Consider the following 25,407-nt stretch of genomic DNA (forward strand, 5'->3'; position numbering starts at 1 on the left):
GGTGGGGAACTCAGCCGCCGAACTCCTGCAGGCCCTTCAGAGCCTGGTCCAGAAGCGCCTGGCGGCCTTCCAGCTCCCGCTCCAGCTTGTCGGCCTTGGCGCCGTTGCCCTGGGCGCGGGCCTGCTCGATCTGCGCCCGCAGCTTGTCCACGGCGGCCTGGAGCTGACCGGTCAGACCCGCGGCACGCGCGCGTGCCTCCGGGTTCGTCCGGCGCCACTCGGCCTCCTCGGCCTCCTGCAGCGCCCGCTCGACCGCGTGCATCCGGCCCTCGACCTTCGGACGCGCGTCCCGCGGGACGTGGCCGATGGCCTCCCAGCGCTCGTTGATCGAGCGGAACGCCGCCCGCGAGGCCTTGAGGTCCGAGATCGGCAGGAGCTTCTCGGCCTCCTCGGCCAGCTCCTCCTTCAGCTTCAGGTTCTCGGCCTGCTCCGCGTCCCGCTCGGCGAAGACCGAGCCGCGGGCCGCGAAGAACACGTCCTGGGCGCCGCGGAAGCGGTTCCACAGATCGTCCTCGTGCTCGCGCTGGGCGCGGCCCGCGGCCTTCCACTCCGTCATCAGATCGCGGTAACGGGCCGCCGTCACGCCCCAGTCCGTCGAACCGGACAGTGCCTCGGCCTCGGAGACCAGCCGCTCCTTGGTCCGGCGGGCCTCCTCGCGCTGCGCGTCGAGCTGCGCGAAGTGGGCCTTGCGTCGCTTGGAGAACGCCGACCGGGCGTGCGAGAAGCGGTGCCACAGCTCGTCGTCCGACTTGCGGTCGAGCCGCGGCAGGCCCTTCCATGTGTCCACCAGGGCGCGCAGCCGCTCACCGGCCGCCCGCCACTGATCGGACTGCGCGAGCTGCTCCGCCTCGGTGACCAGGTCCTCCTTGGCCTTGCGGGCCTCGTCGGACTGCTTCGCCCGCTGCGCCTTGCGCTCCTCACGCCGGGCCTCGACCGTCTCCACGAGCTTGTCGAGGCGGGTCCGCAGCGCGTCGAGGTCGCCCACCGCGTGGTGCGCGTCCACCTGCTCGCGCAGGTGGTCGATCGCGGTGCGGGCGTCCTTCGACGACAAGTCGGTGGTCTTGACTCGCTTCTCGAGGAGGCCGATCTCGACAACCAGGCCCTCGTACTTGCGCTCGAAGTAGGCAAGCGCCTCCTCAGGGGAGCCGGCCGCCCAGGAACCGACGACCTGCTCGCCGTCGGCCGTACGCACGTACACGGTCCCCGTCTCGTCGACGCGGCCCCACGGGTCGCTGCTCACAGCGCCTCCTCCACATGATGCCTGCGGGGGGCCTCAGCGCCCCCGGGCATCGTCCACAGTTTCGTCACGGCCAACATAGGCGACCGGCGGGTGGCCTGTCCGCATCCAGCGCGGGCGAAATTGCGCTGGCCGCCGTCCCGGGCTCCCGCCGGGTCAGGACTTCGTGACCGTCGCCTTGTCGATCACGACCGTCGCGTTAGGCGCGGTGTTCCCCGTGGTCGGATCGGCCGCCTGGGCACCGGCCGCGGCGATCTTCTTGAGCACCTTCATGCCCGACTCGGTGACCGTCCCGAACGGCGTGTAACTGGGCGGCAGCGGGCTGTCCTTGTAGACCAGGAAGAACTGGCTGCCCCCGGTGTGCTTCTGTCCGGTGTTCGCCATCGCGACCGTGCCGGCCGGGTAGGAGTTGCCCTTGAGGCTCTCGTCCTTGAGGTTCTCGTCCGGGATCGTGTAGCCGGGCCCGCCGCTGCCGGTGGCCGACGGGTCGCCGCACTGCAGCACGAAGATGCCCTCGGCGGTGAGCCGGTGGCATTTGGTGTGGTCGAAGAAGCCCTTGCCCGCGAGGAAGTCGAACGAGTTCACCGTGTGCGGGGCCGCCGACGCCTTCAGCGACATGTCGATGTCACCGCACGTCGTCGCGAGCTTCATCGTGTACTTCGCCGACGTGTCGATCGTCACCGCCGGCTCCTTCTTCCAGCTCAGCTTCTTCACCGAGCCGGCCGCCGGCTTCCCGCACGGGTCCGGCGCCTTGCTGGTCGGCGAGGCGCTCGGCGACACGTCCGCACCGGCGCTGGTCTTCTTGTCGTCGTCGTTCTTCAGCACGCCGGTCGTGTACAGCGCGACGCTGCCGATCACGACGACGCCGAGCACCGAAGCGATGACGGAGTTGCGCATGCGTGCCTTGCGCCGCGCGCTGGTGCGCCGCTGCTGCTGCCGCAAGAACTTCTCCCGGGCGAGCTGACGCCGCCGCTGCTCCTGGCTGACCACCGGGTTCTCTCCTCATGCGTGTCGTGTTGCCGACGGTACGCGTGCGTCCTGTGAGCCGACAGCCGCGTGTAGCCCCGTACCGTATATGGGTTAGCTGAGGAAACGGCAGCGCCGGTAGGCTTCTGGACCACAGGCGGCCTGCTCGCAGGCCCTCCCGTATCGACACAACGAAGGACGATCGTGCTCATTGCCGGGTTCCCCGCCGGGGCCTGGGGGACGAACTGTTATCTCGTCGCCCCCGCCGCCGGTGAGGAGTGCGTGATCATCGACCCGGGCCACCAGGCCGCCGACGGAGTCGAGGAAGCACTGAAGAAGCATCGGCTCAAGCCCGTCGCCGTCGTCCTCACCCACGGCCACATCGATCACGTGGCCTCGGTCGTCCCCGTGTGCGGCGCGCACGACGTACCGGCCTGGATCCACCCGAGCGACCGGTACATGCTGCGCGACCCCGAGAAGGCGCTCGGCCGCTCCTTCGGCATGCCGCTCATGGGCGAGCTGACCGTGGGCGAGCCGGACGACGTCCGGGAGCTGACCGACGGCGCTCGGCTGGAGCTGGCCGGTCTCACGTTCTCCGTCGCGCACGCACCGGGCCATACCAAGGGGTCGGTGACCTTCCAGATGCCCGAGACCGCGGACATCCCGCCGGTCTTCTTCTCCGGGGATCTGCTGTTCGCCGGCTCCGTCGGACGCACCGATCTGCCGGGTGGCTCCATGGAGGACATGCTCGACTCGCTGGCCCGTGTGTGCCTGCCGCTCGAGGACTCCACCGTGGTGCTGTCCGGCCACGGCCCCCAGACGACCATCGGCCAGGAGCGCGCCACCAACCCCTATCTGCGGCAGGTGGCGGCCGGCCAGGGAGCCCTCCAGGCTCCCCGACGAGGAATGTGACGAGAGACTTCCGTGAGCACCTTCCAGGCCCCCAAGGGCACCTACGACTTGATCCCGCCGGACTCCGCCACCTATCTGGCGGTCCGTGAGGCGATCGCGGCCCCGCTGCGCGACTCCGGCTACGGCTACGTGGAGACCCCCGGCTTCGAGAACGTCGAGCTGTTCGCGCGCGGTGTCGGCGAGTCCACCGACATCGTCACCAAGGAGATGTACGCCTTCGAGACCAAGGGCGGCGACAAGCTCGCCCTGCGCCCCGAGGGCACGGCGTCCGTGCTGCGCGCCGCCCTGGAGGCCAACCTGCACAAGGCGGGCAACCTCCCGGTCAAGCTCTGGTACTCGGGCTCGTACTACCGCTACGAGCGGCCGCAGAAGGGCCGCTACCGGCACTTCTCCCAGGTGGGCGCCGAGGCGATCGGCGCCGAGGACCCGGCGCTGGACGCCGAGCTGATCATCCTGGCCGACCAGGCCTACCGCTCGCTCGGCCTGCGCGACTTCCGCATCCTGCTGAACAGCCTGGGCGACAAGGAGTGCCGGCCGGTGTACCGGGCCGCGCTGCAGGAGTTCCTGCGCGCCCTGGACCTGGACGAGGACACCCGCCGCCGCGTCGAGATCAACCCGCTGCGGGTCCTCGACGACAAGCGCGAGTCGGTGCAGAAGCAGCTGACGGGGGCGCCGCTGCTGCGCGACTACCTGTGCGACGCCTGCAAGACGTACCACGAGGAGGTGCGCGAACTGCTCACGGCGGCGGGCGTGGCCTTCGAGAACGACCCGAAGCTGGTCCGCGGCCTGGACTACTACACCCGGACCACGTTCGAGTTCGTGCACGACGGCCTCGGCTCCCAGTCCGCGGTCGGCGGCGGCGGCCGCTACGACGGCCTGTCCGAGATGATCGGCGGCCCCGCGCTGCCGTCGGTGGGCTGGGCCCTGGGCGTCGACCGCACGGTCCTCGCCCTGGAGGCCGAGGGCATCACGCTCGACCTGCCGGCCACGACCAGCGTCTACGCCGTCCCGCTCGGCGAGGAGGCCCGCCGGATCCTGTTCGCGAAGGTCACCGAACTGCGCAGGACCGGCATCGCGACGGACTTCGCCTACGGCGGCAAGGGCCTGAAGGGCGCCATGAAGAACGCCAACCGCAGCGGCGCACGGTACGCGATCGTGGCCGGCGAACGGGATCTCGCCGAGGGCGTCGTGCAACTCAAGGACATGGAGTCCGGCGAGCAGACGGCGGTCGGCGTGAACGAGATCGTGGCGGAACTGGAGTCACGGCTCGGCTGAGCACACGCGCGCGTGGGCGCCGGAGACTCCCCGACGGGGGTCTCCGGCGCCCTTGCCGTGGGCGGCGCGGCCGTTGTCCGGAGCCGAACGCACGGGCCCGGTCATACGTACATGCTTATGCGGAGCGAACGGTGAACCCCCGCGCACGTGCGGCAGAATGAGGCTTGCCCGAAGAAGGTCCACCTCTCGAGTGACGGAATCGGCGTGATGAGCAAGACGACAGTCAAGGACGTCTCCAGCGAGCCCGGGTCCGGGCAGGCCGCCGGCGCACCGCGCACGGCGGGCGGCAGCCGTGCCTTCGCCATCCTGCTGGTGATCACCGGCGCGGCCGGGCTGCTGGCCGCCTGGGTCATCACGCTCGACAAGTTCAAGATCCTCGAGGCCAAGGTCGCGGGCAAGACCTTCACCCCCGGCTGCAGCCTCAACCCGGTCGTGTCCTGCGGCAGCGTCATGGAGAGCAAGCAGGCCGCCGCCTTCGGCTTCCCCAACCCGATGCTCGGCCTGGTCTGCTACGGCATCGTCATCTGCGTCGGCGTGAGCCTGCTGGCCCGCGCCCGCTTCCCGCGCTGGTACTGGCTGACCTTCAACTTCGGCACGCTCTTCGGTGTCGCCTTCTGCACCTGGCTGCAGTTCCAGTCCCTGTACCGGATCAACGCGCTCTGCCTGTGGTGCTCACTGGCCTGGGTCGCCACGATCGTCATGTTCTGGTACGTGACCTCGTTCAACATCCGCAACGACTTCCTGCCGTCCCCGCGCTGGCTGAAGTCCTTCTTCGACGAGTTCACCTGGGTCGTACCGGTCATGCACGTCGGCGTCATCGGCATGCTGGTGCTCACCCGGTGGTGGGACTTCTGGACGAGCTGACCGCCGGCTGACCGCCCGCGCCGGACTGTCGGTGCGGTGTTCTAGGGTTTCTGCGTGGAGCCCGACCTGTTCACCGCCGCAGCAGAAGAACGCCAGGAGAAGGACCCGGCCGCCAGCCCCCTGGCGGTGCGGATGCGCCCGCGCACCCTCGACGAGGTGGTGGGGCAGCAGCACCTGCTGAAGCCCGGCTCACCCCTGCGCCGGCTGGTGGGCGAGGGGGCGGGCGGACCCGCCGGACCGTCCTCGGTGATCCTCTGGGGCCCGCCCGGCACGGGCAAGACGACCCTGGCGTACGTCGTGTCCAAGGCCACCAACAAGCGCTTCGTTGAGCTGTCGGCCATCACCGCGGGCGTCAAGGAGGTCCGCGCGGTCATCGACGGCGCCCGCCGCGCCACCGGCGGCTTCGGCAAGGAGACCGTCCTCTTCCTCGACGAGATCCACCGCTTCAGCAAGGCCCAGCAGGACTCCCTGCTCCCCGCGGTCGAGAACCGCTGGGTGACCCTGATCGCGGCGACCACCGAGAACCCCTACTTCTCGGTGATCTCCCCGCTGCTGTCCCGCTCCCTGCTGCTCACCCTCGAACCGCTCACCGACGACGACGTCCGCGGGCTGCTGGAGCGGGCCCTCACCGACGAGCGCGGACTGGGGAACGCCGTCGCCCTGCCCGACGACACCGGGGACCACCTCCTGCGCATCGCCGGCGGCGACGCCCGCCGCGCCCTGACCGCGCTGGAGGCCGCCGCCGGAGCCGCCCTGGACAAGGGCGAGAGCGAGATCAGCCTCCAGACGCTGGAGGAGACCGTCGACCGCGCCGCGGTGAAGTACGACCGCGACGGCGACCAGCACTACGACGTCGCCAGCGCCCTGATCAAGTCCATCCGGGGCTCCGACGTCGACGCCGCGCTGCACTACCTGGCCCGCATGATCGAGGCCGGCGAGGACCCCAGGTTCATCGCCCGCCGCCTGATGATCTCCGCGAGCGAGGACATCGGCCTCGCCGACCCGAACGCCCTGCCCATCGCGGTCGCCGCCGCCCAGGCCGTCGCCATGATCGGCTTCCCGGAGGCCGCCCTCACCCTCAGCCACACCACCATCGCCCTCGCGCTCGCCCCCAAGTCCAACGCCGCCACCACCGCGATCGGCGCCGCGCTGGAGGACGTGCGCAAGGGGCACGCCGGCTCCGTCCCGCCGCACCTGCGGGACGGGCACTACAAGGGCGCCGCCAAGCTCGGCCACGCCCAGGGCTACGTGTACCCGCACGACCTGCCCGAGGGGATCGCCCAGCAGCAGTACGCCCCCGACGCCCTCAAGGACCGCGAGTACTACACGCCGACCCGGCACGGCGCGGAGGCCCGGTACGCGGACGCGGTGGAGTGGACGCGCAAGCACCTCGGTCGCAAGCGGCCCTGAGCAGCCTGTAGACTGCCCCGAAGTGCTGAGTCCTGCGCAGTCAGAGCGGGACAGCCAGCCGGAGAACCGGTCCCCCGAGGACCGGCTCCAGGAGCGTCGCGCACCGTCGAACGGTGTCGCGGGCAGCCCACCACCACCCGGAGTCCCGGGAGCGGTCGGTGGGCCACTCGCGTGCTGCACGTATGTGCCCAGATCAGGGGAGCGGCTGCCCGGCAGGTTCCTAGCGGACCCGGCGGGTTTCCCCGGCTGCGGATGCGACCTCCCTCAACCCTGACAAGCCGAAATCCAGGAAAGAGAAACAGACAGTGGCGAACCAGTCCCGCCCCAAGGTCAAGAAGTCGCGTGCCCTCGGCATCGCGCTGACCCCGAAGGCCGTCAAGTACTTCGAGGCCCGCCCCTACCCGCCGGGTGAGCACGGCCGCGGCCGCAAGCAGAACTCGGACTACAAGGTCCGTCTGCTCGAGAAGCAGCGTCTGCGCGCGCAGTACGACGTGTCCGAGCGCCAGCTCGTCCGCGCCTACGAGCGTGCCTCCAAGGTCCAGGGCAAGACCGGTGAGGCCCTGATCATCGAGCTCGAGCGCCGTCTCGACGCGCTGGTCCTGCGTTCGGGCATCGCCCGCACGATCTACCAGGCCCGCCAGATGGTCGTCCACGGCCACATCCAGGTCAACGGCCAGAAGGTCGACAAGCCGTCCTTCCGTGTCCGTCCGGACGACGTCGTGCAGGTCCGCGACCGCTCCAAGGACAAGACGCTCTTCCAGGTGGCCCGTGAGGGTGGTTTCGCCCCCGACGGTGAGACCCCGCGCTACCTGCAGGTGAACCTCAAGGCCCTGGCGTTCCGCCTGGACCGCGAGCCGAACCGCAAGGAGATCCCGGTGATCTGCGACGAGCAGCTCGTCGTCGAGTACTACGCCCGCTGATCCCGGTCACGGCGTAGGCACTCCGCCCGCCGCCTCCCCGCCCTTCCGGGCGCGGGAGGCGGCGGGTTCGCGTTTCCCGGCCTCCCCGCGTAGCGGCGGCACCGGTCCGCGCGGGCCGGGCACCCCGTGCGGCGGCCGGACCCCGTCGTGGGCCAGCGCCCGGGCCACGGCCGCCTCCCGGTCCAGCCGGGCCCCCTCGCCCACCAGTTCTTCGTACCGCTCGTCGCCGAGCGCCCGCCGGGCCGACGACTCGCACAGCTCGTGCGGGGCGTTGTAGTGCACCGAGCCGAACAGCGGCAGCCCGACCGACGGCCACAGCCGGCCCGCCGCACCCTGCAGGACCGCCGCCTCGGCCGGATCGCCCTGGGACGCCGTCACCAGGGCCAGCAGCTCCAGCGACAGCACCGAGCCGAGCAGGTCGTCAAAGGCGTGCGCGTTGCCCAGACAGTCCACGAGCAGTTCCCGCGCACGTAGCTGGTCCCCGTCCCGCCAGGACGCGTACGCCAGCACGTACAGCGCGTACGAGCGGGCCCAGTGCTCCCCGTGGTCCTCGCACACCCGGCGCACGTCCTCGCACAGCCGGACCGCGTCCGCCAGATCCCCCTGGAACGCCCGCGCCATCGCCAGCTCCACCTGGCTCATCAGGACGTTGCTGTTCAGCTCGCCGATCTCCTGGTACCGCCCGAGCGCCGAGCGCAGCAGCCGCTCCGCCCGCGCCATGTCGTCCGTCACCAGCGCCAGACAGCCCGTGCGGTGCTCGGCGTACGCCACCGCCGTGCCGTCCTCGGCCCGCTCCGCCTGCTCCCGGCACTCGCGCAGCGCCGCCAGCGCCGGCACGGTGTCGCCCTGCAGGATCGCCACATAGCCGAGCACCCACAGCGCCTTCAGCCGCGACCGCTCGTACCCCGACTCCAGTTCCAGGCTGCGCTCCAGCCAGCGCCGCCCCTCCGACAGCCGCCCGCAGCCCGCCCAGCAGAACCACAGCGAGCCCGCCAGGTACTGGCCCAGATGCGCCTCCTCCGGCTCGGTCAGGCAGAACTCCAGGGCGCCGCGCAGATTCGGCAGCTCCGCCTCGACCCGCGCGGCCACCTCCCGCTGCCGCGGCGAGAACCAGTCCAGCTCGCACATCGTGGCCAGGCCCAGGCACCAGTCGCGGTGCCGCCGCCGCAGCCGGGCCGTGTCCCCGGTGGCCTCCAGCCAGTCGGCGCCGTAGGCCCGTACGGTGTCCAGCATCCGGTAGCGGGGACCCGTCGCCGTCTCCTCCCGGGTCACCAGCGACTGGGCGAGCAGTTCCGACAGGACGTCCAGGACGTCCTCGGCGGGCAGCCCGTCCCCGCTGCACACGTACTCCGCCGCGTCCAGGTCGAAGGTCCCCGCGAACACCGACAGCCGCGCCCACAGCAGCCGTTCGGCCGGAGTGCACAGCTCATGGCTCCAGCCGATCGCCGTGCGCAGCGTCCGGTGCCGCGGCAGGGCGTCCCGGCCGCCGCCGGTCAGCAGCCGGAACCGGTCGTCGAGACGCTCGAGCAACTGGGCCGGGGACAGCGCCCGCAGCCGCCCCGCGGCCAGTTCCACCGCCAGCGGGATCCCCTCAAGGCGCAGGCACAGCTCCCGCACCGCGGGGCGGTCCGCCACCTCGACACCGTGCTGCCGGGCCCGGTCGGCGAACAGCTCCACCGCCTCGTCCGTGCCGAGCGGGGCCAGCGGGAACAGCCGCTCGCCCGCCAGTCCCAGCGGCCGCCGCCCCACGGCCAGCACCCGCAGCTCCGGAAGCCTGCGCAGCAGCCCCGCCACCAGCTCGGCGCAGGCCTCCACCAGATGCTCGAACCCGTCCAGCACCAGCAGGAAGGGGCGGCCCGCGAGATGGCCGAGCAGCGACTCGCGCAGCGGCCGGGTGGTGTGGTCGGTCAGGCCCAGCGCCTCCGCCACCGCGTACTCGACGAACAGCGGGTCCTGAACCGGCGCCAGCTCGACCCGCGACACCCCGTCCCCGGCCGCTGACCGCGCCGCCGCCCGGAGCGCGAGCCGGGACTTGCCCACCCCGCCGGCGCCGGTCACCGTCACCAGCCGGGCCGACGCCATCGCCTCGGCCAGCCCGTCGAGTTCGGCCGAGCGCCCGACGAAGGCGGTGAGTTCAAGGGGCGGATCGCCGTCCGCGCAGGGGCCGGGGCGCTGAGGACCTCGCATGGGACACGGAGCGTACTGAACCGTGTTCATTCCGTACAATCGCTTCCCGCGGCTCCGCCCGCCGCCGACGGTAATCCGGTACGGAGCCCCACCACCGGCGCGATAGGCTCGGTGCACTGCTTTTCTCATGGTTCCGATGTTCAGAGCACGTATCAGGGAGCGGGTGCGCACAGTGTCCGGTGGAGAGGTGGCCGGGATCCTGGTGGCCGTCTTCTGGGCGATCCTGGTCTCCTTCCTCGCCGTCGCACTGGTGAGGGTGGCCCAGACGCTCAAGGCGACCACCAAGCTCGTGGCGGATGTGACCGACCAGGCCGTCCCGCTGCTCGCGGACGCCTCCGCGGCCGTGCGCTCCGCGCAGACCCAGATCGACCGGGTCGACGCGATCGCCTCCGACGTCCAGGAAGTCACGTCGAACGCCTCCGCGCTCTCCACCACCGTCGCCTCCACCTTCGGCGGCCCGCTGGTCAAGGTCGCGGCCTTCGGCTACGGCGTGCGCCGGGCCCTCGGCGGCCGCCGCGAGGACGCGCCCGCGAAGCCGCCCCGGCGTACGGTGATCGTGGGCCGCACGGTTCCCGCCGCACGACGCAAGCGGAAGAAGGACTGAGACCCAGCGATGTTCCGCCGTACGTTCTGGTTCACCTCGGGCGTCGCCGCCGGAGTGTGGGCCACCACCAAGGTCAACCGCAAGCTGAGGCAGCTGACTCCGGAGAGCCTCGCCGCCACCGCGGCCAACAAGGCCCTGGAGACCGGCCGGAGACTGAAGGACGGCGCGGTCGGCTTCGCGCTCGACGTCCGCCACAACATGGCCCAGCGGGAGGCCGAACTGGGGGAGGCGCTGGGCATCGACGCCGACCCCGAACTCCCCGCGCCCGGGCGGTACACCGCCCTGGAGAACAACCGCAGCAACCCGAAGTACATCGAGAACACGACGTACTCGTACAACCGGAATGAGGACCACTGATGGAGTCGGCCGAGATTCGCCGCCGCTGGCTGAGCTTCTTCGAGGAGCGCGGGCACACCGTCGTCCCTTCGGCGTCGCTCATCGCGGACGACCCGACTCTGCTCCTCGTCCCCGCCGGCATGGTGCCCTTCAAGCCCTACTTCCTGGGTGAGGTCAAGCCCCCCTTCGCGCGCGCCACCAGCGTGCAGAAGTGCGTGCGCACGCCCGACATCGAAGAGGTCGGCAAGACCACCCGGCACGGCACGTTCTTCCAGATGTGCGGCAACTTCTCCTTCGGCGACTACTTCAAGGAAGGTGCCATCAAGCACGCCTGGGAGCTGCTCACCTCGCCCCAGGACAAGGGCGGTTACGGCCTCGACCCCGAGCGCCTGTGGATCACCGTCTACAAGGACGACGACGAGGCCGAGCGCATCTGGCACGAGGTCGTCGGTGTGCCCAAGGAGCGCATCCAGCGCCTGGGCATGAAGGACAACTACTGGTCCATGGGTGTCCCCGGCCCCTGCGGCCCCTGCTCCGAGATCAACTACGACCGCGGCCCCGAGTTCGGCGTCGAGGGCGGCCCCGCCGTCAACGACGAGCGGTACGTGGAGATCTGGAACCTCGTCTTCATGCAGTACGAGCGCGGCGAGGGCACCGGCAAGGACAACTTCGAGATCCTCGGCGAACTGCCGAGCAAGAACATCGACACCGGCCTCGGCCTCGAGCGGCTCGCCATGATTCTGCAGGGCGTGCAGAACATGTACGAGATCGACACCTCCATGGCCGTCATCGACAAGGCCACCGAGCTGACCGGCGTGGCCTACGGCGACGCCCACGGCTCGGACGTCTCCCTGCGCGTCGTCACCGACCACATGCGCACCGCCACCATGCTCATCGGCGACGGCGTCACCCCGGGCAACGAGGGCCGCGGCTACGTGCTGCGCCGCATCATGCGCCGCGCCATCCGCAACATGCGCCTGCTCGGCGCCACCGGCCCGGTCGTCAAGGACCTGATCGACGTCGTCATCGGCATGATGGGCCAGCAGTACCCGGAGCTGGTCACCGACCGCGAGCGCATCGAGAAGGTCGCCCTCGCCGAGGAGAACGCCTTCCTGAAGACGCTGAAGGCCGGCACCAACATCCTCGACACCGCCGTCACCGAGACCAAGCAGTCCGGCGGCACCGTCCTCTCCGGCGACAAGGCGTTCCTGCTCCACGACACCTGGGGCTTCCCGATCGACCTCACCCTGGAGATGGCCGCCGAGCAGGGCCTCTCGGTGGACGAGGACGGCTTCCGCCGCCTGATGAAGGAGCAGCGGGAGCGCGCCAAGGCCGACGCCCAGGCCAAGAAGACCGGCCACGCCGACATGGGCGCCTACCGTGAGATCGCCGACTCCGCCGGTGCCACCGACTTCATCGGCTACACCGACACCGAGGGCGAGACCACGATCGTCGGCATCCTGGTGGACGGCGTCTCCTCGCCGGCCGCCACCGAGGGCGACGAGGTCGAGGTCGTCCTCGACCGCACACCGTTCTACGCCGAGGGCGGCGGCCAGATCGGCGACACCGGCCGGATCAAGGTCGACTCCGGTGCGGTGATCGAGGTCCGCGACTGCCAGAAGCCGGTCCCGGGCGTCTACGTCCACAAGGGCGTCGTCCAGGTCGGCGAGGTGACCGTCGGTGCCAAGGCCCACGCCTCGATCGACTCGCGGCGCCGCAAGGCCATCGCCCGCGCCCACTCGGCCACGCACCTGACCCACCAGGCGCTGCGCGACGCCCTCGGCCCGACGGCCGCCCAGGCCGGTTCCGAGAACCAGCCCGGCCGCTTCCGCTTCGACTTCGGCTCCCCGGCCGCCGTACCCACGGCCGTCATGACCGACGTCGAGCAGAAGATCAACGAGGTGCTCGCCCGCGACCTCGACGTGCACGCCGAGGTCATGGGCATCGACGACGCCAAGAAGCAGGGCGCCATCGCCGAGTTCGGCGAGAAGTACGGCGAGCGCGTCCGTGTCGTGACCATCGGCGACTTCTCCAAGGAGCTGTGCGGCGGCACGCACGTGCACAACACCGCCCAGCTCGGTCTGGTCAAGCTGCTCGGCGAGTCGTCGATCGGCTCGGGTGTGCGGCGTATCGAGGCCCTGGTCGGCGTCGACGCCTACAACTTCCTCGCCCGTGAGCACACGGTCGTCGCCCAGCTCCAGGAACTGGTCAAGGGCCGCCCGGAGGAGCTTCCGGAGAAGATCTCCGCCATGCTCGGCAAGCTGAAGGACGCCGAGAAGGAGATCGAGAAGTTCCGCGCCGAGAAGGTGCTGCAGGCCGCCGCCGGTCTCGCCGAGTCCGCCAAGGACGTCCGGGGCGTCGCGCTCGTCACCGGCCAGGTCCCGGACGGCACGAGCTCCGACGACCTGCGCAAGCTGGTCCTCGACGTGCGCGGCCGCATCCAGGGCGGCCGGCCCGCCGTGGTCGCCCTGTTCACCGTCGGCAACGGCAAGCCGCTGACCGTCATCGCCACCAACGAGGCCGCCCGCGAGCGCGGTCTCAAGGCCGGTGACCTGGTCCGTACCGCCGCCAAGACGCTCGGCGGCGGCGGTGGCGGCAAGCCGGACGTCGCCCAGGGCGGCGGCCAGAACCCGGCCGCGATCGGCGAGGCCGTCGACGCCGTCGAGCGGCTCGTCGCCGAGACCGCGAAGTAGGGAAGCGGCCGGACATGCGCAGAGGACGCCGACTCGCGATCGACGTCGGGGACGCCCGGATCGGGGTCGCCTCGTGCGACCCCGACGGGATCCTCGCCACCCCGGTGGAGACCGTCCCGGGCCGGGACGTCCCCGCCGCCCACCGCCGGCTGCGGCTGCTGGTGGAGGAGTACGAGCCGATCGAGGTCGTCGTCGGACTCCCTCGCTCCCTCAAGGGGGGTGAGGGTCCGGCCGCCGCCAAGGTCCGCGCCTTCGTCCAGGAGCTGGCCAAGGGCATCGCACCGGTGCCGGTCCGCCTGGTGGACGAGCGGATGACGACCGTGACGGCCAGTCAGGGACTGCGCGCCTCGGGGGTGAAATCCAAGAAGGGCCGCTCCGTGATCGACCAGGCCGCCGCCGTCATCATTCTGCAGCAGGCCCTGGAATCCGAACGGGTGTCAGGCAAAGCACCCGGCGAGGGCGTCGAAGTGGTCATCTGATCGCGATACGGTAACGTTCCGCGCGATGCGACGGTGTTCGAACAGCCGCCGCACAGCAAGAGGCGGAACGGGATCCGGCCCCGGCCGCACGACCGTCCGCCTCGCGGCTCTAGGGGATCGATGACTGAGTATGGCCGGAGCCCTGGCTCCGAACCGTGGCATCCGGAGGACCCGTTGTACGGGGACGGCGGATGGAGAGGGCAGCAGACCCACGCGGGTCAGCAGTCCCTCTACGACGGCCAGGCGCAGCAGCAGTACCCGCAGCAGCCGCAGCAAGGTGACTGGACCCAGGGCGGGCAGCCCGGGAACGACCAGCAGCAGTACCCGTACTACCCCGAGCAGGGCCGGCAGCAGTACGGCCACCAGTACCCCGGCCAGGATCAGCAGTACGCCGCGCACGTCCAGCAGCAGTACCAGCACCAGGACGCCTGGAACACGAGCGGCGCCCAGGGCCAGGTGCCGTACCCGCCCGATCCCGGCGACCCGTACGGCCAGCAGCCCGCCGCCTACGCGGCGCAGCAGCACGACTTCTACCGCACCGAGGACGCCTACCCGCCGCCCGAGCCGCCCGGCCGCCGGCGTCCCGAACCGGAACCGGAACCCGCGGCCGACGAGGAGGAGCACGCCTTCTTCTCGGGCGAGGAGGACGGGGACGACGCCGAGCACGAACTGCAGAGCAGGCGTGAGCGCCGGGGCAAGGGCAAGAAACCCGTCAAGGGCAAGAAGCGGCGCAACGGCTGCGCCTGCCTGGTCGTCTGCCTGGTGTTCGGCGGCGGCCTCGGCGGAGCCGGCTATTTCGGCTGGAAGTTCTACCAAAATCGTTTCGCCCCGGCTCCCGACTACGCGGGCGAGGGGACCAGCGAGAGCGTGACCGTCGAGATCCCCAAGGGGGCCGGCGGTTGGGAGATCGGGCGGCGGCTCAAGGAAGCGGGCGTGGTCAAGAGCGCCGATGCTTTCGTCAGCGCCCAGGGGCAGAATCCCAAGGGGGACACCATTCAGGCCGGCGCGTATCTCCTGAAGAAGGAGATGTCCGCCGCCAGTGCCGTGCAGCTGATGCTGGACCCGAGGAGCCAGAGCAACGTGCTCGTCAAGCCGGGCGAGCGCAACGCGCAGGTGTACCAGGCCATCGACAAACAGCTCGGTGTCTCCGCCGGCACCACGAAGAAGGTCGCCAGGGCGGAGTACAAGAGCCTCGGCCTGCCGAGCTGGGCGCAGAACGGCGTCTCCATCCAGGACCCGCTGGAGGGCTTCCTGTGGCCGGCCACGTATCCGGCCGCGAAGGGCATGAAGCCCGAGGCGGTCCTGAAGCAGATGGTCGCCCAGTCCAAGCAGAAGTACGCCCCGTACAACCTGCCCGCCAAGGCGAAGGCCCTGGGCCTGAAGAACGCGTTCGAGCTGCTCACGGTGGCGAGCCTGGTCCAGGCCGAGGGCAAGACGCACGACGACTTCCGCAAGATGGCGGAAGTGATCTACAACCGTCTCAAGCCCACCAACACCGAGACCAACCAGTTGCTGCAGTTCGACTCGACCTACAACTACCTCAAGGGCACGAGCAACATCCATATCTCCGAGAAGGAGATCAACAGCAACCGGAGTCCCTACAACACCTACACCAACAAGGGACTTCCGCCCGGTCCTATCGGCAATCCCGGCGAGGACGCGCTGCGGGCGACGCTCAATCCGACGCACGACGGCTGGATGTACTTCGTGGCGACCGACGGTGTGGACAACACCGAATTCGCCCGGACCAACGAGGAATTCGAAAAGCTCAAGGACAAGTTCAATGCCTCCTCGGGCAACTGACGCCCGCCGGGCCGCCGTGCTCGGTTCGCCCATCGCCCACTCGCTCTCCCCGGTGCTGCACCGGGCGGCCTACGACGCCCTCGGGCTCGACGGCTGGTCGTACGACCGGTTCGAGATCGACGAGGCCGCCCTGCCCGGCTTCCTCGACGGGCTCGGACCGGAGTGGGCGGGGCTGTCGCTGACCATGCCGCTCAAGCGGGCGGTCATCCCGCTGGTGGACGAGATCAGCGACACGGCGGCCTCCGTCGACGCGGTCAACACCGTGGTCCTCACCGAGGACGGCCGCCGGGTGGGTGACAACACCGACATCCCGGGCATGGTGGCCGCGCTGCGCGAGCACGGCATCGAGGAGGTCGGGTCGGCGGCGATCCTCGGCGCCGGCGCCACCGCGTCGTCCGCGCTCGCCGCGCTGTCCCGGATCTGCTCCGGCGAGGTGGTCGCCTACGTGCGCAGCGAGGCCCGCGCCGCCGAGATGCGGCAGTGGGGCGAACGGCTCGAGGTGGACGTCCGCACGGCGGACTGGGCCGACGCCGAGCAGGCGCTGCGCGCCCCGCTGGTGATCGCCACCACCCCGGCCGGTACCACCGACGCCCTCGCCGCCGCCGTGCCCGAGCGTCCCACCACCCTGTTCGACGTGCTCTACGACCCCTGGCCGACCGAGCTGGCGGCCCGCTGGTCCATGTTCGGCGGAGCGGTGGTCGGCGGCCTCGACCTGCTCGTCCACCAGGCCGTCCTGCAGGTCGAGCGGATGACCGGCCGCTCCCCGGCGCCCCTGGAGGCCATGCGGCACGCCGGGGAGAAGGCGCTCGCCGGGCGCTGACCGCCCGGTATCGCGTCCACATCGCGTCCGCCTGCTGGACCGGCCGCCGGATCAGCGCTCCGGACGTGGGAGGATCGGTGGTGGCGGGCCGGGGTCGCGCACCCGGTCGCGTCGTCGCCGTACGCGAGGACACGCGTACTCAGGGCAGTACCGGGCGCGAACACTGAGGAGCACCGTTGAGCAGGCTGCGTTGGCTGACCGCGGGGGAGTCCCACGGTCCCGCACTTGTCGCGACGCTGGAGGGGCTTCCCGCCGGCGTGCCGATCACCACGGAGATGGTGGCGGACCACCTGGCGCGGCGGCGGCTCGGCTATGGCCGCGGTGCGCGCATGAAGTTCGAGCGGGACGAGGTCACCTTCCTCGGCGGTGTCCGGCACGGCCTCACGCTCGGCTCGCCGGTCGCGATCATGGTGGGCAACACCGAGTGGCCCAAGTGGGAACAGGTCATGGCGGCCGACCCGGTCGACCCCGAGATCCTCGACGGGCTCGCGCGCAACGCGCCGCTGACCCGGCCCCGGCCCGGCCACGCCGACCTCGCCGGCATGCAGAAGTACGGCTTCGACGAGGCCCGCCCGATCCTGGAGCGCGCCTCCGCCCGCGAGACCGCCGCCCGCGTGGCGCTCGGCGCGGTGGCCCGGTCTTACCTGAAGGAGACGGCCGGCATCGAGATCGTCTCCCACGTGGTCGAACTGGCCTCCGCCAAGGCCCCGCACGGTGTCTACCCGACGCCGGCCGACGTCGGACGGCTGGACGCCGACCCGGTGCGCTGCCTGGACGCCGACGCCTCGAAGGCGATGGTCGCCGAGATCGACCAGGCCCACAAGGACGGCGACACCCTCGGCGGCGTGGTCGAGATCCTCGCCTACGGCGTGCCGGTCGGCCTGGGTTCGCACGTGCACTGGGACCGCAAGCTGGACGCGCGCCTCGCCGGCGCGCTCATGGGCATCCAGGCGATCAAGGGCGTCGAGATCGGCGACGGTTTCGAGCTCGCGCGCGTGCCGGGTTCGAAGGCGCACGACGAGATCGTGCGGACCGACGAGGGCATCCGGCGCGTGTCCGGCCGCTCCGGCGGTACCGAAGGCGGTCTGACCACCGGTGAGCTGCTGCGGGTACGGGCCGCGATGAAGCCGATCGCGACCGTGCCGCGCGCCCTGCAGACGGTGGACGTGGCAACCGGCGAGGCCGCCCAGGCGCACCACCAGCGCTCCGACGTCTCCGCCGTGCCGGCCGCGGGCATCGTCGCCGAGGCGATGGTCGCCCTCGTCCTCGCGGACGCGGTGGCGGAGAAGTTCGGCGGCGACTCGGTGGCCGAGACCAGCCGCAACGTCCGGTCGTACCTCGACAACCTGCGGATCCGGTGAGCGCGGTGCCTGCCGTCGTGCTCGTCGGTCCGATGGGCGTGGGCAAGTCCACCGTGGGCCGGCTGCTGGCCGAGCGGCTCGGAACCGGGTTCCGGGACACCGACGAGGACATCGTGGCGGCCGAGGGCCGGACCATCGCCGACATCTTCGTGGAGGAGGGCGAGCCCGCCTTCCGTGCCATCGAGAAGCGGGCGGTGCACCAGGCCGTCGCCGGGCACGAGGGCGTCCTCGCGCTCGGCGGCGGAGCCGTCCTCGACGCGGACACCCGGGCGCTGCTCGCCGGCCACCGGGTGGTCTACCTCTCCATGGACGTGGACGAGGCCGTGCGGCGCACCGGCCTCAACGTGGCCCGCCCGCTGCTCGCGGTCAACCCGCGCAAGCAGTGGCGCGAGCTGATGGAGGCGCGGCGGCACCTGTACGAGGAGATCGCCACCGCCGTCGTGGCGACGGACGGCCGTACTCCTGAAGAGGTCACCCAAGCAGCGCTGGACGCACTGGAGTTGAAAGAAGCATGAGCGAGTCAGTCACCCGGATCCAGGTCGCCGGCAGCGCGGGCACCGACCCCTACGAGGTGCTGATCGGCCGGCAACTCCTGGGCGAGCTGGCCGGGCTGATCGGCACGAAGGCCAAGCGGGTGGCGGTGATCCACCCGGAGGCGCTGGCGGAGACCGGCGACGCGCTCCGCGCCGACCTGGCCGAGCAGGGCTTCGAGGCCGTCGCCGTCCAGGTGCCCAACGCCGAGGAGGCCAAGACGGCCGAGGTCGCCGCCTACTGCTGGAAGGCGCTCGGCCAGTCCGGCTTCACCCGCACCGACGTCATCGTCGGTGTCGGCGGCGGCGCGACCACGGACCTCGCCGGGTTCGTGGCCGCGACCTGGCTGCGCGGGGTGCGCTGGATCGCGATCCCGACCACCGTGCTCGCCATGGTGGACGCGGCGGTCGGCGGCAAGACCGGTATCAACACCGCCGAGGGCAAGAACCTGGTGGGCGCCTTCCACCCGCCGGCCGGGGTGCTCTGCGACCTCGCCGCGCTGGACTCCCTCCCGGTCAACGACTACGTGTCCGGGCTCGCCGAGGTCATCAAGGCCGGCTTCATCGCCGACCCGGTGATCCTGGACCTCATCGAGTCCGACCCCGAGGCCGCCCGGACCCCGGCGGGACCGCACACGGCCGAGCTGATCGAGCGTTCCATCCGGGTGAAGGCCGAGGTGGTCTCCTCCGACCTGAAGGAGTCGGGTCTCAGGGAGGTCCTCAACTACGGCCACACCCTCGGCCACGCGATCGAGAAGAACGAGCGCTACAAGTGGCGGCACGGCGCCGCGGTCGCGGTCGGCATGCACTTCGCCGCCGAACTCGGCCGTCTGGCTGGCCGGTTGGACGACGCGACGGCGGACCGCCACCGGACCGTCCTCGAAGCGGTCGGCCTGCCGCTGCACTACCGCTACGACCAGTGGCCCAAGCTGCTGGAGACGATGAAGGTCGACAAGAAGTCCCGCGGTGACCTGCTGCGGTTCATCGTGCTCGACGGACTGGCCAGGCCGACCGTGCTGGAGGGCCCGGACCCGGCGGTCCTGCTCGCCGCCTACGGAGAAGTGGGCCAGTAAGTACCCCGCTGTACCACTTCGTTCGATTCCCTTTGCGGAACGGGCACTTCGGGCCGCCCCCGGTCGTTGCACCAAACGACGGCCGGGGCGGTACCGTTCGGTAGCGAGCGGGCTCCGTACCTGCCTGCCAGTGCCAGATGTGTGTACGAGACGGAGTGGCAACGGATGCAGCACGCAGTGGGGTCTCCGCTGCCACCGCCCCACGGACAGGGGCGGGAACCGCACGTCGGCTGGGCGTCGGCCGCGCACCACCCGGGAGCCCCGCAGGGTCCCGCACCCGTGCCTCCGCCGCCACCCGGCTACCCGGGAACCGGAGTGGGATCCGTACCCCCGTCCGGGCCCGTGCCGCCCTCCGGCCCGATGCCTCCGTCCGCGCCGGTGCCCCCGTCCGGCCCGGTGCCGCCGCCGCACGCGCAGCCTCCCGCCCCGCGGCACGCTCCCGCGCCGCCGCCCCCGGAGGCCACCGGTCATCTGCCGCTGCCGCCCGGCGGCCTCGTCGGTGTGCCCGCCGCGCCGCCGGCCTCCGCCCCCGCGCCCGATCCGGCGGCGACCACCCTGGCCGTCCTGCTGATCGGCCCGGCGGGCGCCGGCAAGACCAGCGTCGCCAAGTACTGGGCGGACCACCGGCGGGTGCCCACGGCCCACATCAGCCTGGACGACGTGCGCGAATGGGTCCGCTCGGGCTTCGCCGACCCCCAGTCGGGCTGGAACGACCACTCCGAGGCCCAGTACCGCCTGGCCCGCCGGACCTGCGGCTTCGCCGCCCGGAACTTCCTGGCCAACGGAATCTCCTGCATCCTCGACGACGCCGTCTTCCCGGACCGGCCGGTCGTGGGTCTCGGCGGCTGGAAGCGCCATGTCGGACCCGGCCTGCTCCCGGTCGTCCTGCTCCCGGGCCTGGACATCGTCCTGGAGCGCAACGCCGAACGCTCCGGCAACCGCCGCCTCACCGACGAGGAGGTGGCCAGGATCCACGGCCGCATGGCGGGCTGGTACGGCTCGGGCCTGCCGATCATCGACAACTCTCAGCTCGACGTCCCCGGCACGGCCCGGCTGCTGGACGAGGTCCTCGCCAGGGCGATGGCCAGCCCGCCGAGCTGGTGACCGGCGGCGTCGTCCCCTCGGGGCCCCACTCGGCCCCACCCAACCGGCACGATTCGCCCGGAACTCCTACGCTCATCTCATGTCAGAGGTGCACGCGACCCGCCGATCCCGCCTGAGGGAGCGCTGCTCCGCGGCCGGCGCCCCCGCCGCCCTGGTCAGCCGCCCCGCCAATGTGCGCTACCTGGCGGGCGCCGCGCCCCAGGGCGCCGTCCTGCTGCTCGGCGGGCAGGAGGATCTCCTGGTGTGCGCCGCACCCCCGGAGGACCGACCCGCCGACGGGCGGCCGGACGAGGACGTACGACTGCACGTCCTCTCCTCGCCCGGGGGCGACGCGGCGGTCGCCGCGGCCGGCCTCGCCGACGCCCAGGGCTGCGACGCCCTGGCCGTGGAGGAGCACGACCTCACCGTCACCCGGTACCGGGCCCTCTCCTCCGTCGCCCCCCGGCTGCGCCTGGCCGGTCTCGGCGGAGCCGTCGAGCAGCTCCGGGTCGTCAAGGACGAGGAGGAGATCTCCTGCCTCCGCATCGGCGCCGAGATCGCCGACCAGGCCCTCGGGGAACTCCTGGAGTCCATCCTGGTCGGCCGCACCGAGCGGCACCTCGCCCTGGAGCTGGAGCGGCGGCTGGTCGACCACGGTGCCGACGGGCCGGCCTTCCCCACCTCCGTCGCCACCGGGCCCAACTCGGGCCGGCGCGGCCACCGGCCCACCGACCGGCGGGTGGAGGAGGGCGACTTCCTCTCGGTCTGCCTGGGCGCCACCTACCGGGGGTACCGCTGCGAGATCGGGCGCACGTTCGTCATCGGCACCTCGCCCGCCGACTGGCAGATCGAGCTCTACGACCTGGTCTTCTCCGCCCAGCGGGCCGGGCGTGAGTCCCTGATGCCGGGTGCGGCGTATCGTGAGGTGGACCGCGCGGCCCGGCAGGTGCTGGACTCCGCGGGCTATGCGGAGGCACTGCCACCGCTGACCGGACACGGCGTCGGACTCGAAATCGACGAGGACCCGCAGCTGGCCCCCGCCGCCATGGGTAAACTGGACGCTTGCGTGCCGGTCACCGTCGAACCGGGGGTCCACCTCCCGGGCCGGGGCGGTGTCCGGATCGATGACACGCTCGTCGTACGCCCAGAGGCGGACGGCGGACCCGAGCTACTCACCATCACGACCAAGGAGCTGCTCGCACTCTGAGCGACGGGTGCGCGCCCCGGGGTCGTACGTCAGTCCAGGAGATTCCGCAACCGTGGCTTCCACGAACGACCTCAAGAACGGCCTGGTGCTCAAGCTCGAAGGCGGCCAGCTCTGGTCCGTCGTCGAGTTCCAGCACGTCAAGCCCGGCAAGGGCCCGGCATTCGTGCGCACCAAGCTCAAGAACGTGCTCTCCGGCAAGGTCGTCGACAAGACCTTCAACGCCGGTGTCAAGGTCGAGACGGCCACTGTCGACAAGCGCGACATGCAGTTCTCGTACATGGACGGCGAGTACTTCGTCTTCATGGACATGGAGACCTACGACCAGCTGATGGTCGACCGCAAGGCCGTCGGCGACGCCGCCAACTTCCTGATCGAGGGCTTCACCGCCACCGTCGCCCAGCACGAGGGCGAGGTGCTCTTCGTCGAGCTGCCGGCCGCCGTCGAGCTGGTCGTGCAGGAGACCGAGCCGGGCGTCCAGGGCGACCGCTCCACCGGTGGCACCAAGCCCGCCACCCTGGAGACCGGCCACCAGATCCAGGTCCCGCTCTTCATCACCACCGGTGAGAAGATCAAGGTCGACACCCGCACCAGCGACTACCTCGGCCGGGTGAACAGCTAACCGTGGCCGCCCGCAACACGGCCCGCAAGCGCGCCTTCCAGATCCTCTTCGAGGGCGACCAGCGCGGCGCCGACGTCCTGACGGTCCTCGCCGACTGGATCCGGCTCTCCCGGTCCGACACCCGGCAGCCGCCGGTGAGCGAATACACGATGCAGCTCGTCGAGGGCTACGCCGAGCACGCGAAGCGGATCGACGAGCTGATCGCGCAGTACGCGGTGGACTGGACGCTCGACCGGATGCCGGTCGTGGACCGGAACATCCTGCGCCTGGGAGCCTACGAGCTGATCTGGGTCGAGGAGACCCCGGACGCCGTCGTCCTGGACGAGATGGTGCAGCTGGCGAAGGAGTTCTCCACGGACGAGTCCCCCTCGTTCGTCAACGGCCTCCTGGGCCGGCTGAAGGAGCTCAAGCCGTCGCTGCGCCGGGACGAGGCGTAGACGGTACGACGAAACGCCACAGGGCCCGCGGTGAGCGATCGCCGCGGGCCCTGTGGCGTCCGTGTACCCGAATCGCCCAGGGGGGCTCCTGAGGGGTCTGAGGGGGCACACAAAGCCGCCGGGGTGGCCGGAACCGTAGAGTTCCGGCCACCCCGGCGGCACGTTTCTGCTGAGGCGCTGTGCGGCTCAGGCCTCTTCGTGGGTCGCCACGGCGCGGCGCGCGTCCGCGTCCAGGACGCCCCAGCTGATCAGCTGCTCGGTGAGGACCGAGGGGGACTGGTCGTAGATGACGGCAAGGGTGCGCAGGTCGTCCTGGCGGATCGAGAGCACCTTGCCGTTGTAGTCGCCCCGCTGGGACTGGATCGTCGCCGCGTAGCGCTGCAGCGGGCCCGCCTTCTCGGCCGGCACGGTGGCCAGCCGCTCCAGGTCCAGGACCAGCTTCGGCGGCGGCTCTGCGGCGCCGCCCGGCGTGGTGCCCGGCAGCAGCTCCTGCACGGGGACGCCATAGAAATCGGCCAGCTCGGCCAGGCGCTGGACGGTCACGGCACGGTCGCCGCGCTCGTAGGAACCGACCACCACGGCCTTCCAGCGACCCTGGGACTTCTCCTCGACACCGTGGAGGGAAAGGCCCTGCTGGGTGCGGATGGCCCGGAGCTTGGCCCCGAGCTGTTTGGCGTATTCGCTGGACATATAGCTCCCCGGCACTGTGTCGACGCGGTCGGCTGTGATTTCCGCCGCGCGGCTGGTAACTCACTGTGAGGTTACGCAGCGTGACTCTTGCGCGTCAAGCCGAACGGTCCACCCCGACTCTTCCGTTCCGGTGGCGGCCGGTTACGCCGTACGGGTGATCGAGGACTCCCGGGGACCTGCTACGGTGGATGGCGCAAATCCGACGTCCTTTAAGGTCCGTCCCGTGAGGCGGAGAAGGAGGTCCGTTTCGTATGGACACGCACGCCAGCCCCTCCGCGTCCGATGCGCGGCCCGTGCTCGAGGGCCCCGACATCGCACGCGTTCTGACCCGCATCGCCCACGAGATCGTCGAGCGCGCCAAGGGCGCCGACGACGTGGTGCTCCTGGGCATTCCGACCCGGGGCGTCTTCCTCGCCCAGCGGCTCGCCGCCAAGCTGGAGCAGGTCACCGACCGCAAGGTCCCCGTCGGCTCGCTCGACATCACCATGTACCGCGACGACCTGCGCATGCACCCGCCGCGTGCGCTGGCCCGCACCGAGATCCCCGGTGACGGCATCGACGGCAAGCTGGTCGTCCTCGTCGACGACGTGCTCTTCTCCGGCCGCACCATCCGCGCCGCCCTCGACGCCCTGAACGACATCGGGCGCCCCCGCGCGGTGCAGCTCGCGGTCCTGGTCGACCGCGGCCACCGTGAACTGCCGATCCGCGCCGACTACGTCGGCAAGAACCTCCCCACGTCGCTGCGGGAGACGGTCAAGGTGCAGCTCGCCGAGGAGGACGGCCGCGACACCGTGCTGCTCGGCGTGAAGCCGGCCGACCAGTAGCGAGTCCGGCGTACGGCCGCCCCGGCGCGCCCGTACACGCACCGGTCTGCCCCGAATCTCCCTCAATGAACTGCCTTACGGAGCCTGACAGATGCAGCGTCATCTCATCTCGGCCGCCGACCTCACCCGCGACGACGCCGTCCTGATCCTCGACACCGCCGAGGAGATGGCCCGGGTCGCCGACCGGCCGATCAAGAAACTGCCGACCCTGCGCGGCCGCACGATCGTCAACCTCTTCTTCGAGGACTCCACCCGCACCCGGATCTCCTTCGAGGCCGCCGAGAAGCGGCTGTCCGCCGACGTCATCAACTTCTCCGCCAAGGGGTCGTCGGTGTCCAAGGGCGAGTCCCTGAAGGACACCGCCCAGACCCTGGAGGCGATGGGCGTCGACGCCGTCGTCATCCGGCACGGCGCCTCCGGAGCCCCCTACCGCCTGGCCACCTCCGGCTGGATCGACGCCGCCGTGGTCAACGCCGGCGACGGCACCCACCAGCACCCCACCCAGGCCCTGCTGGACGCGTTCACCATGCGCCGCCGCCTGGTCGGCCGGGACGCCGGCCTCGGGCAGGACCTGAGCGGCAAGCGGATCACCATCGTCGGCGACGTCCTGCACAGCCGGGTCGCCCGCTCCAACGTCGACCTGCTGCACACCCTCGGCGCCGAGGTCACCCTGGTCGCCCCGCCCACCCTGGTGCCGGTCGGCATCGGGAACTGGCCCTGCGAGGTCTCGTACGACCTCGACAGCACGCTGGTGAAGTCCGACGCGGTGATGATGCTGCGGGTCCAGCGCGAGCGCATGAACGCCGCCTTCTTCCCCACCGAGCGCGAGTACTCGCGGCGCTACGGCCTCGACGCCGAGCGCATGGCGAAGATGCCCGAGCACGCCATCGTGATGCACCCCGGCCCGATGGTCCGCGGCATGGAGATCACCGCCGAGGTCGCCGACTCCGACCGCTGCACCGTCGTCGAGCAGGTCGCCAACGGCGTCTCCATCCGGATGGCCGTCCTGTACCTGCTGCTCGGCGGCAACGAGCCCGCCCTCACCAACGCCCGCACCACCGAGGAGAAGTAAGAACC

At 71.1% G+C, this 25,407-nt stretch carries 24 protein-coding genes; 20 read left to right on the forward strand and 4 right to left on the reverse strand.

The features are described 5' to 3' along the window. Window positions 1-10: 10 nt before the first annotated feature. Window positions 11-1,240 carry a DUF349 domain-containing protein gene (locus ACZ6B1_RS21730; RefSeq protein WP_468780682.1) on the reverse strand — a complete coding sequence of 410 codons (1,230 nt, stop codon included), beginning with the start codon at window positions 1,238-1,240 and terminating at the stop codon, window positions 11-13. 153 nt (window positions 1,241-1,393) lie between these two features. Then, window positions 1,394-2,227, reverse strand: coding sequence for a peptidylprolyl isomerase (locus ACZ6B1_RS21735; protein WP_468780684.1), 834 nt, complete (start codon window positions 2,225-2,227; stop codon window positions 1,394-1,396). A gap of 180 nt (window positions 2,228-2,407) precedes the next feature. Here ACZ6B1_RS21735 and ACZ6B1_RS21740 point away from each other — a divergent pair, with 180 nt between their 5' ends. From ACZ6B1_RS21740 to rpsD, 5 genes are all read left to right on the forward strand, one after another. Further along, the gene (locus tag ACZ6B1_RS21740; RefSeq protein WP_468780686.1) at window positions 2,408-3,115 is read left to right on the forward strand and encodes an MBL fold metallo-hydrolase; all 708 of its coding nucleotides are present in this window, start codon (window positions 2,408-2,410) and stop codon (window positions 3,113-3,115) included. Between the two features lie 12 nt (window positions 3,116-3,127). Beyond that, a complete protein-coding gene (gene hisS, locus ACZ6B1_RS21745) occupies window positions 3,128-4,390 on the forward strand; it encodes a histidine--tRNA ligase (RefSeq protein ID WP_468780688.1) in 1,263 nt (420 codons plus the stop codon). 207 nt (window positions 4,391-4,597) lie between these two features. Next, complete coding sequence (locus ACZ6B1_RS21750) at window positions 4,598-5,254, forward strand: vitamin K epoxide reductase family protein (protein WP_468780689.1); 657 nt, start codon at window positions 4,598-4,600, stop codon at window positions 5,252-5,254. A 54-nt stretch (window positions 5,255-5,308) separates the two neighbouring features. Then, window positions 5,309-6,664, forward strand: a complete 1,356-nt coding sequence (locus ACZ6B1_RS21755) for a replication-associated recombination protein A (RefSeq protein ID WP_468780691.1) — start codon at window positions 5,309-5,311, stop codon at window positions 6,662-6,664. A gap of 305 nt (window positions 6,665-6,969) precedes the next feature. Next, window positions 6,970-7,584, forward strand: a complete 615-nt coding sequence (rpsD, locus tag ACZ6B1_RS21760) for a 30S ribosomal protein S4 (protein WP_108957064.1) — start codon at window positions 6,970-6,972, stop codon at window positions 7,582-7,584. 6 nt (window positions 7,585-7,590) lie between these two features. Here rpsD and ACZ6B1_RS21765 read toward each other — a convergent pair whose 3' ends face one another. Then, window positions 7,591-9,771: an ATP-binding protein gene (locus ACZ6B1_RS21765; protein WP_468780693.1), complete on the reverse strand. Its 2,181-nt coding sequence runs from the start codon at window positions 9,769-9,771 to the stop codon at window positions 7,591-7,593. 163 nt (window positions 9,772-9,934) lie between these two features. Between ACZ6B1_RS21765 and ACZ6B1_RS21770 the strand changes: the two genes are divergently transcribed. The 13 genes from ACZ6B1_RS21770 (at window position 9,935) to nusB (ending at window position 22,816) form a co-directional block, all read left to right on the forward strand. Next, window positions 9,935-10,375, forward strand: a complete 441-nt coding sequence (locus tag ACZ6B1_RS21770) for a DUF948 domain-containing protein (protein ID WP_390056887.1) — start codon at window positions 9,935-9,937, stop codon at window positions 10,373-10,375. A gap of 9 nt (window positions 10,376-10,384) precedes the next feature. Beyond that, complete coding sequence (locus tag ACZ6B1_RS21775; protein WP_468780695.1) at window positions 10,385-10,732, forward strand: hypothetical protein; 348 nt, start codon at window positions 10,385-10,387, stop codon at window positions 10,730-10,732. After that, complete coding sequence (gene alaS / locus ACZ6B1_RS21780) at window positions 10,732-13,404, forward strand: alanine--tRNA ligase (RefSeq protein ID WP_468780697.1); 2,673 nt, start codon at window positions 10,732-10,734, stop codon at window positions 13,402-13,404. Before ACZ6B1_RS21775 ends, alaS begins: the two co-directional genes overlap by 1 nt. Before the next feature lie 14 nt (window positions 13,405-13,418). After that, on the forward strand, window positions 13,419-13,883 hold the full coding sequence (gene ruvX, locus ACZ6B1_RS21785) for a Holliday junction resolvase RuvX (RefSeq protein WP_468780698.1): 465 nt from the start codon (window positions 13,419-13,421) through the stop codon (window positions 13,881-13,883). Between the two features lie 120 nt (window positions 13,884-14,003). Further along, window positions 14,004-15,686: an endolytic transglycosylase MltG gene (mltG, locus tag ACZ6B1_RS21790; protein ID WP_468780700.1), complete on the forward strand. Its 1,683-nt coding sequence runs from the start codon at window positions 14,004-14,006 to the stop codon at window positions 15,684-15,686. Further along, window positions 15,667-16,506 carry a shikimate dehydrogenase gene (locus ACZ6B1_RS21795; RefSeq protein ID WP_468780702.1) on the forward strand — a complete coding sequence of 280 codons (840 nt, stop codon included), beginning with the start codon at window positions 15,667-15,669 and terminating at the stop codon, window positions 16,504-16,506. Before mltG ends, ACZ6B1_RS21795 begins: the two co-directional genes overlap by 20 nt. Window positions 16,507-16,682: 176 nt before the next feature. Next, window positions 16,683-17,867, forward strand: coding sequence for a chorismate synthase (gene aroC, locus ACZ6B1_RS21800; protein WP_468780704.1), 1,185 nt, complete (start codon window positions 16,683-16,685; stop codon window positions 17,865-17,867). Next, window positions 17,864-18,382: a shikimate kinase gene (locus ACZ6B1_RS21805; RefSeq protein WP_468780706.1), complete on the forward strand. Its 519-nt coding sequence runs from the start codon at window positions 17,864-17,866 to the stop codon at window positions 18,380-18,382. Before aroC ends, ACZ6B1_RS21805 begins: the two co-directional genes overlap by 4 nt. Further along, entirely contained in the window at window positions 18,379-19,470 is a 1,092-nt protein-coding gene (gene aroB / locus ACZ6B1_RS21810; RefSeq protein ID WP_468780708.1) for a 3-dehydroquinate synthase, read from the forward strand. The genes ACZ6B1_RS21805 and aroB overlap by 4 nt, the downstream gene beginning before the upstream one ends. A 165-nt stretch (window positions 19,471-19,635) precedes the next feature. Beyond that, window positions 19,636-20,574: a Pro-rich N-terminal domain-containing protein gene (locus ACZ6B1_RS21815; protein WP_468780710.1), complete on the forward strand. Its 939-nt coding sequence runs from the start codon at window positions 19,636-19,638 to the stop codon at window positions 20,572-20,574. A 79-nt stretch (window positions 20,575-20,653) separates the two neighbouring features. Then, window positions 20,654-21,760 carry an aminopeptidase P family protein gene (locus tag ACZ6B1_RS21820; protein WP_468780712.1) on the forward strand — a complete coding sequence of 369 codons (1,107 nt, stop codon included), beginning with the start codon at window positions 20,654-20,656 and terminating at the stop codon, window positions 21,758-21,760. Window positions 21,761-21,812: 52 nt separating this feature from the next. Continuing rightward, complete coding sequence (efp, locus tag ACZ6B1_RS21825; RefSeq protein ID WP_037742222.1) at window positions 21,813-22,379, forward strand: elongation factor P; 567 nt, start codon at window positions 21,813-21,815, stop codon at window positions 22,377-22,379. 2 nt (window positions 22,380-22,381) lie between these two features. Further along, window positions 22,382-22,816: a transcription antitermination factor NusB gene (nusB, locus tag ACZ6B1_RS21830; protein ID WP_468780714.1), complete on the forward strand. Its 435-nt coding sequence runs from the start codon at window positions 22,382-22,384 to the stop codon at window positions 22,814-22,816. Window positions 22,817-23,002: 186 nt separating this feature from the next. Here the strand turns inward: nusB and bldD are convergent, their stop codons facing one another. Next, complete coding sequence (gene bldD, locus ACZ6B1_RS21835) at window positions 23,003-23,506, reverse strand: transcriptional regulator BldD (RefSeq protein WP_014671524.1); 504 nt, start codon at window positions 23,504-23,506, stop codon at window positions 23,003-23,005. A gap of 251 nt (window positions 23,507-23,757) precedes the next feature. On the opposite strand from bldD, the gene pyrR reads away from it, so the two are divergent. Next, the gene (gene pyrR / locus ACZ6B1_RS21840) at window positions 23,758-24,330 is read left to right on the forward strand and encodes a bifunctional pyr operon transcriptional regulator/uracil phosphoribosyltransferase PyrR (RefSeq protein ID WP_468780716.1); all 573 of its coding nucleotides are present in this window, start codon (window positions 23,758-23,760) and stop codon (window positions 24,328-24,330) included. Window positions 24,331-24,421: 91 nt separating this feature from the next. After that, complete coding sequence (locus tag ACZ6B1_RS21845; protein ID WP_468780718.1) at window positions 24,422-25,402, forward strand: aspartate carbamoyltransferase catalytic subunit; 981 nt, start codon at window positions 24,422-24,424, stop codon at window positions 25,400-25,402. The last annotated feature ends 5 nt before the right edge of the window (window positions 25,403-25,407 follow it).

The sequence above is a fragment of the Streptomyces sp. NPDC041129 genome, from assembly GCF_055592265.1.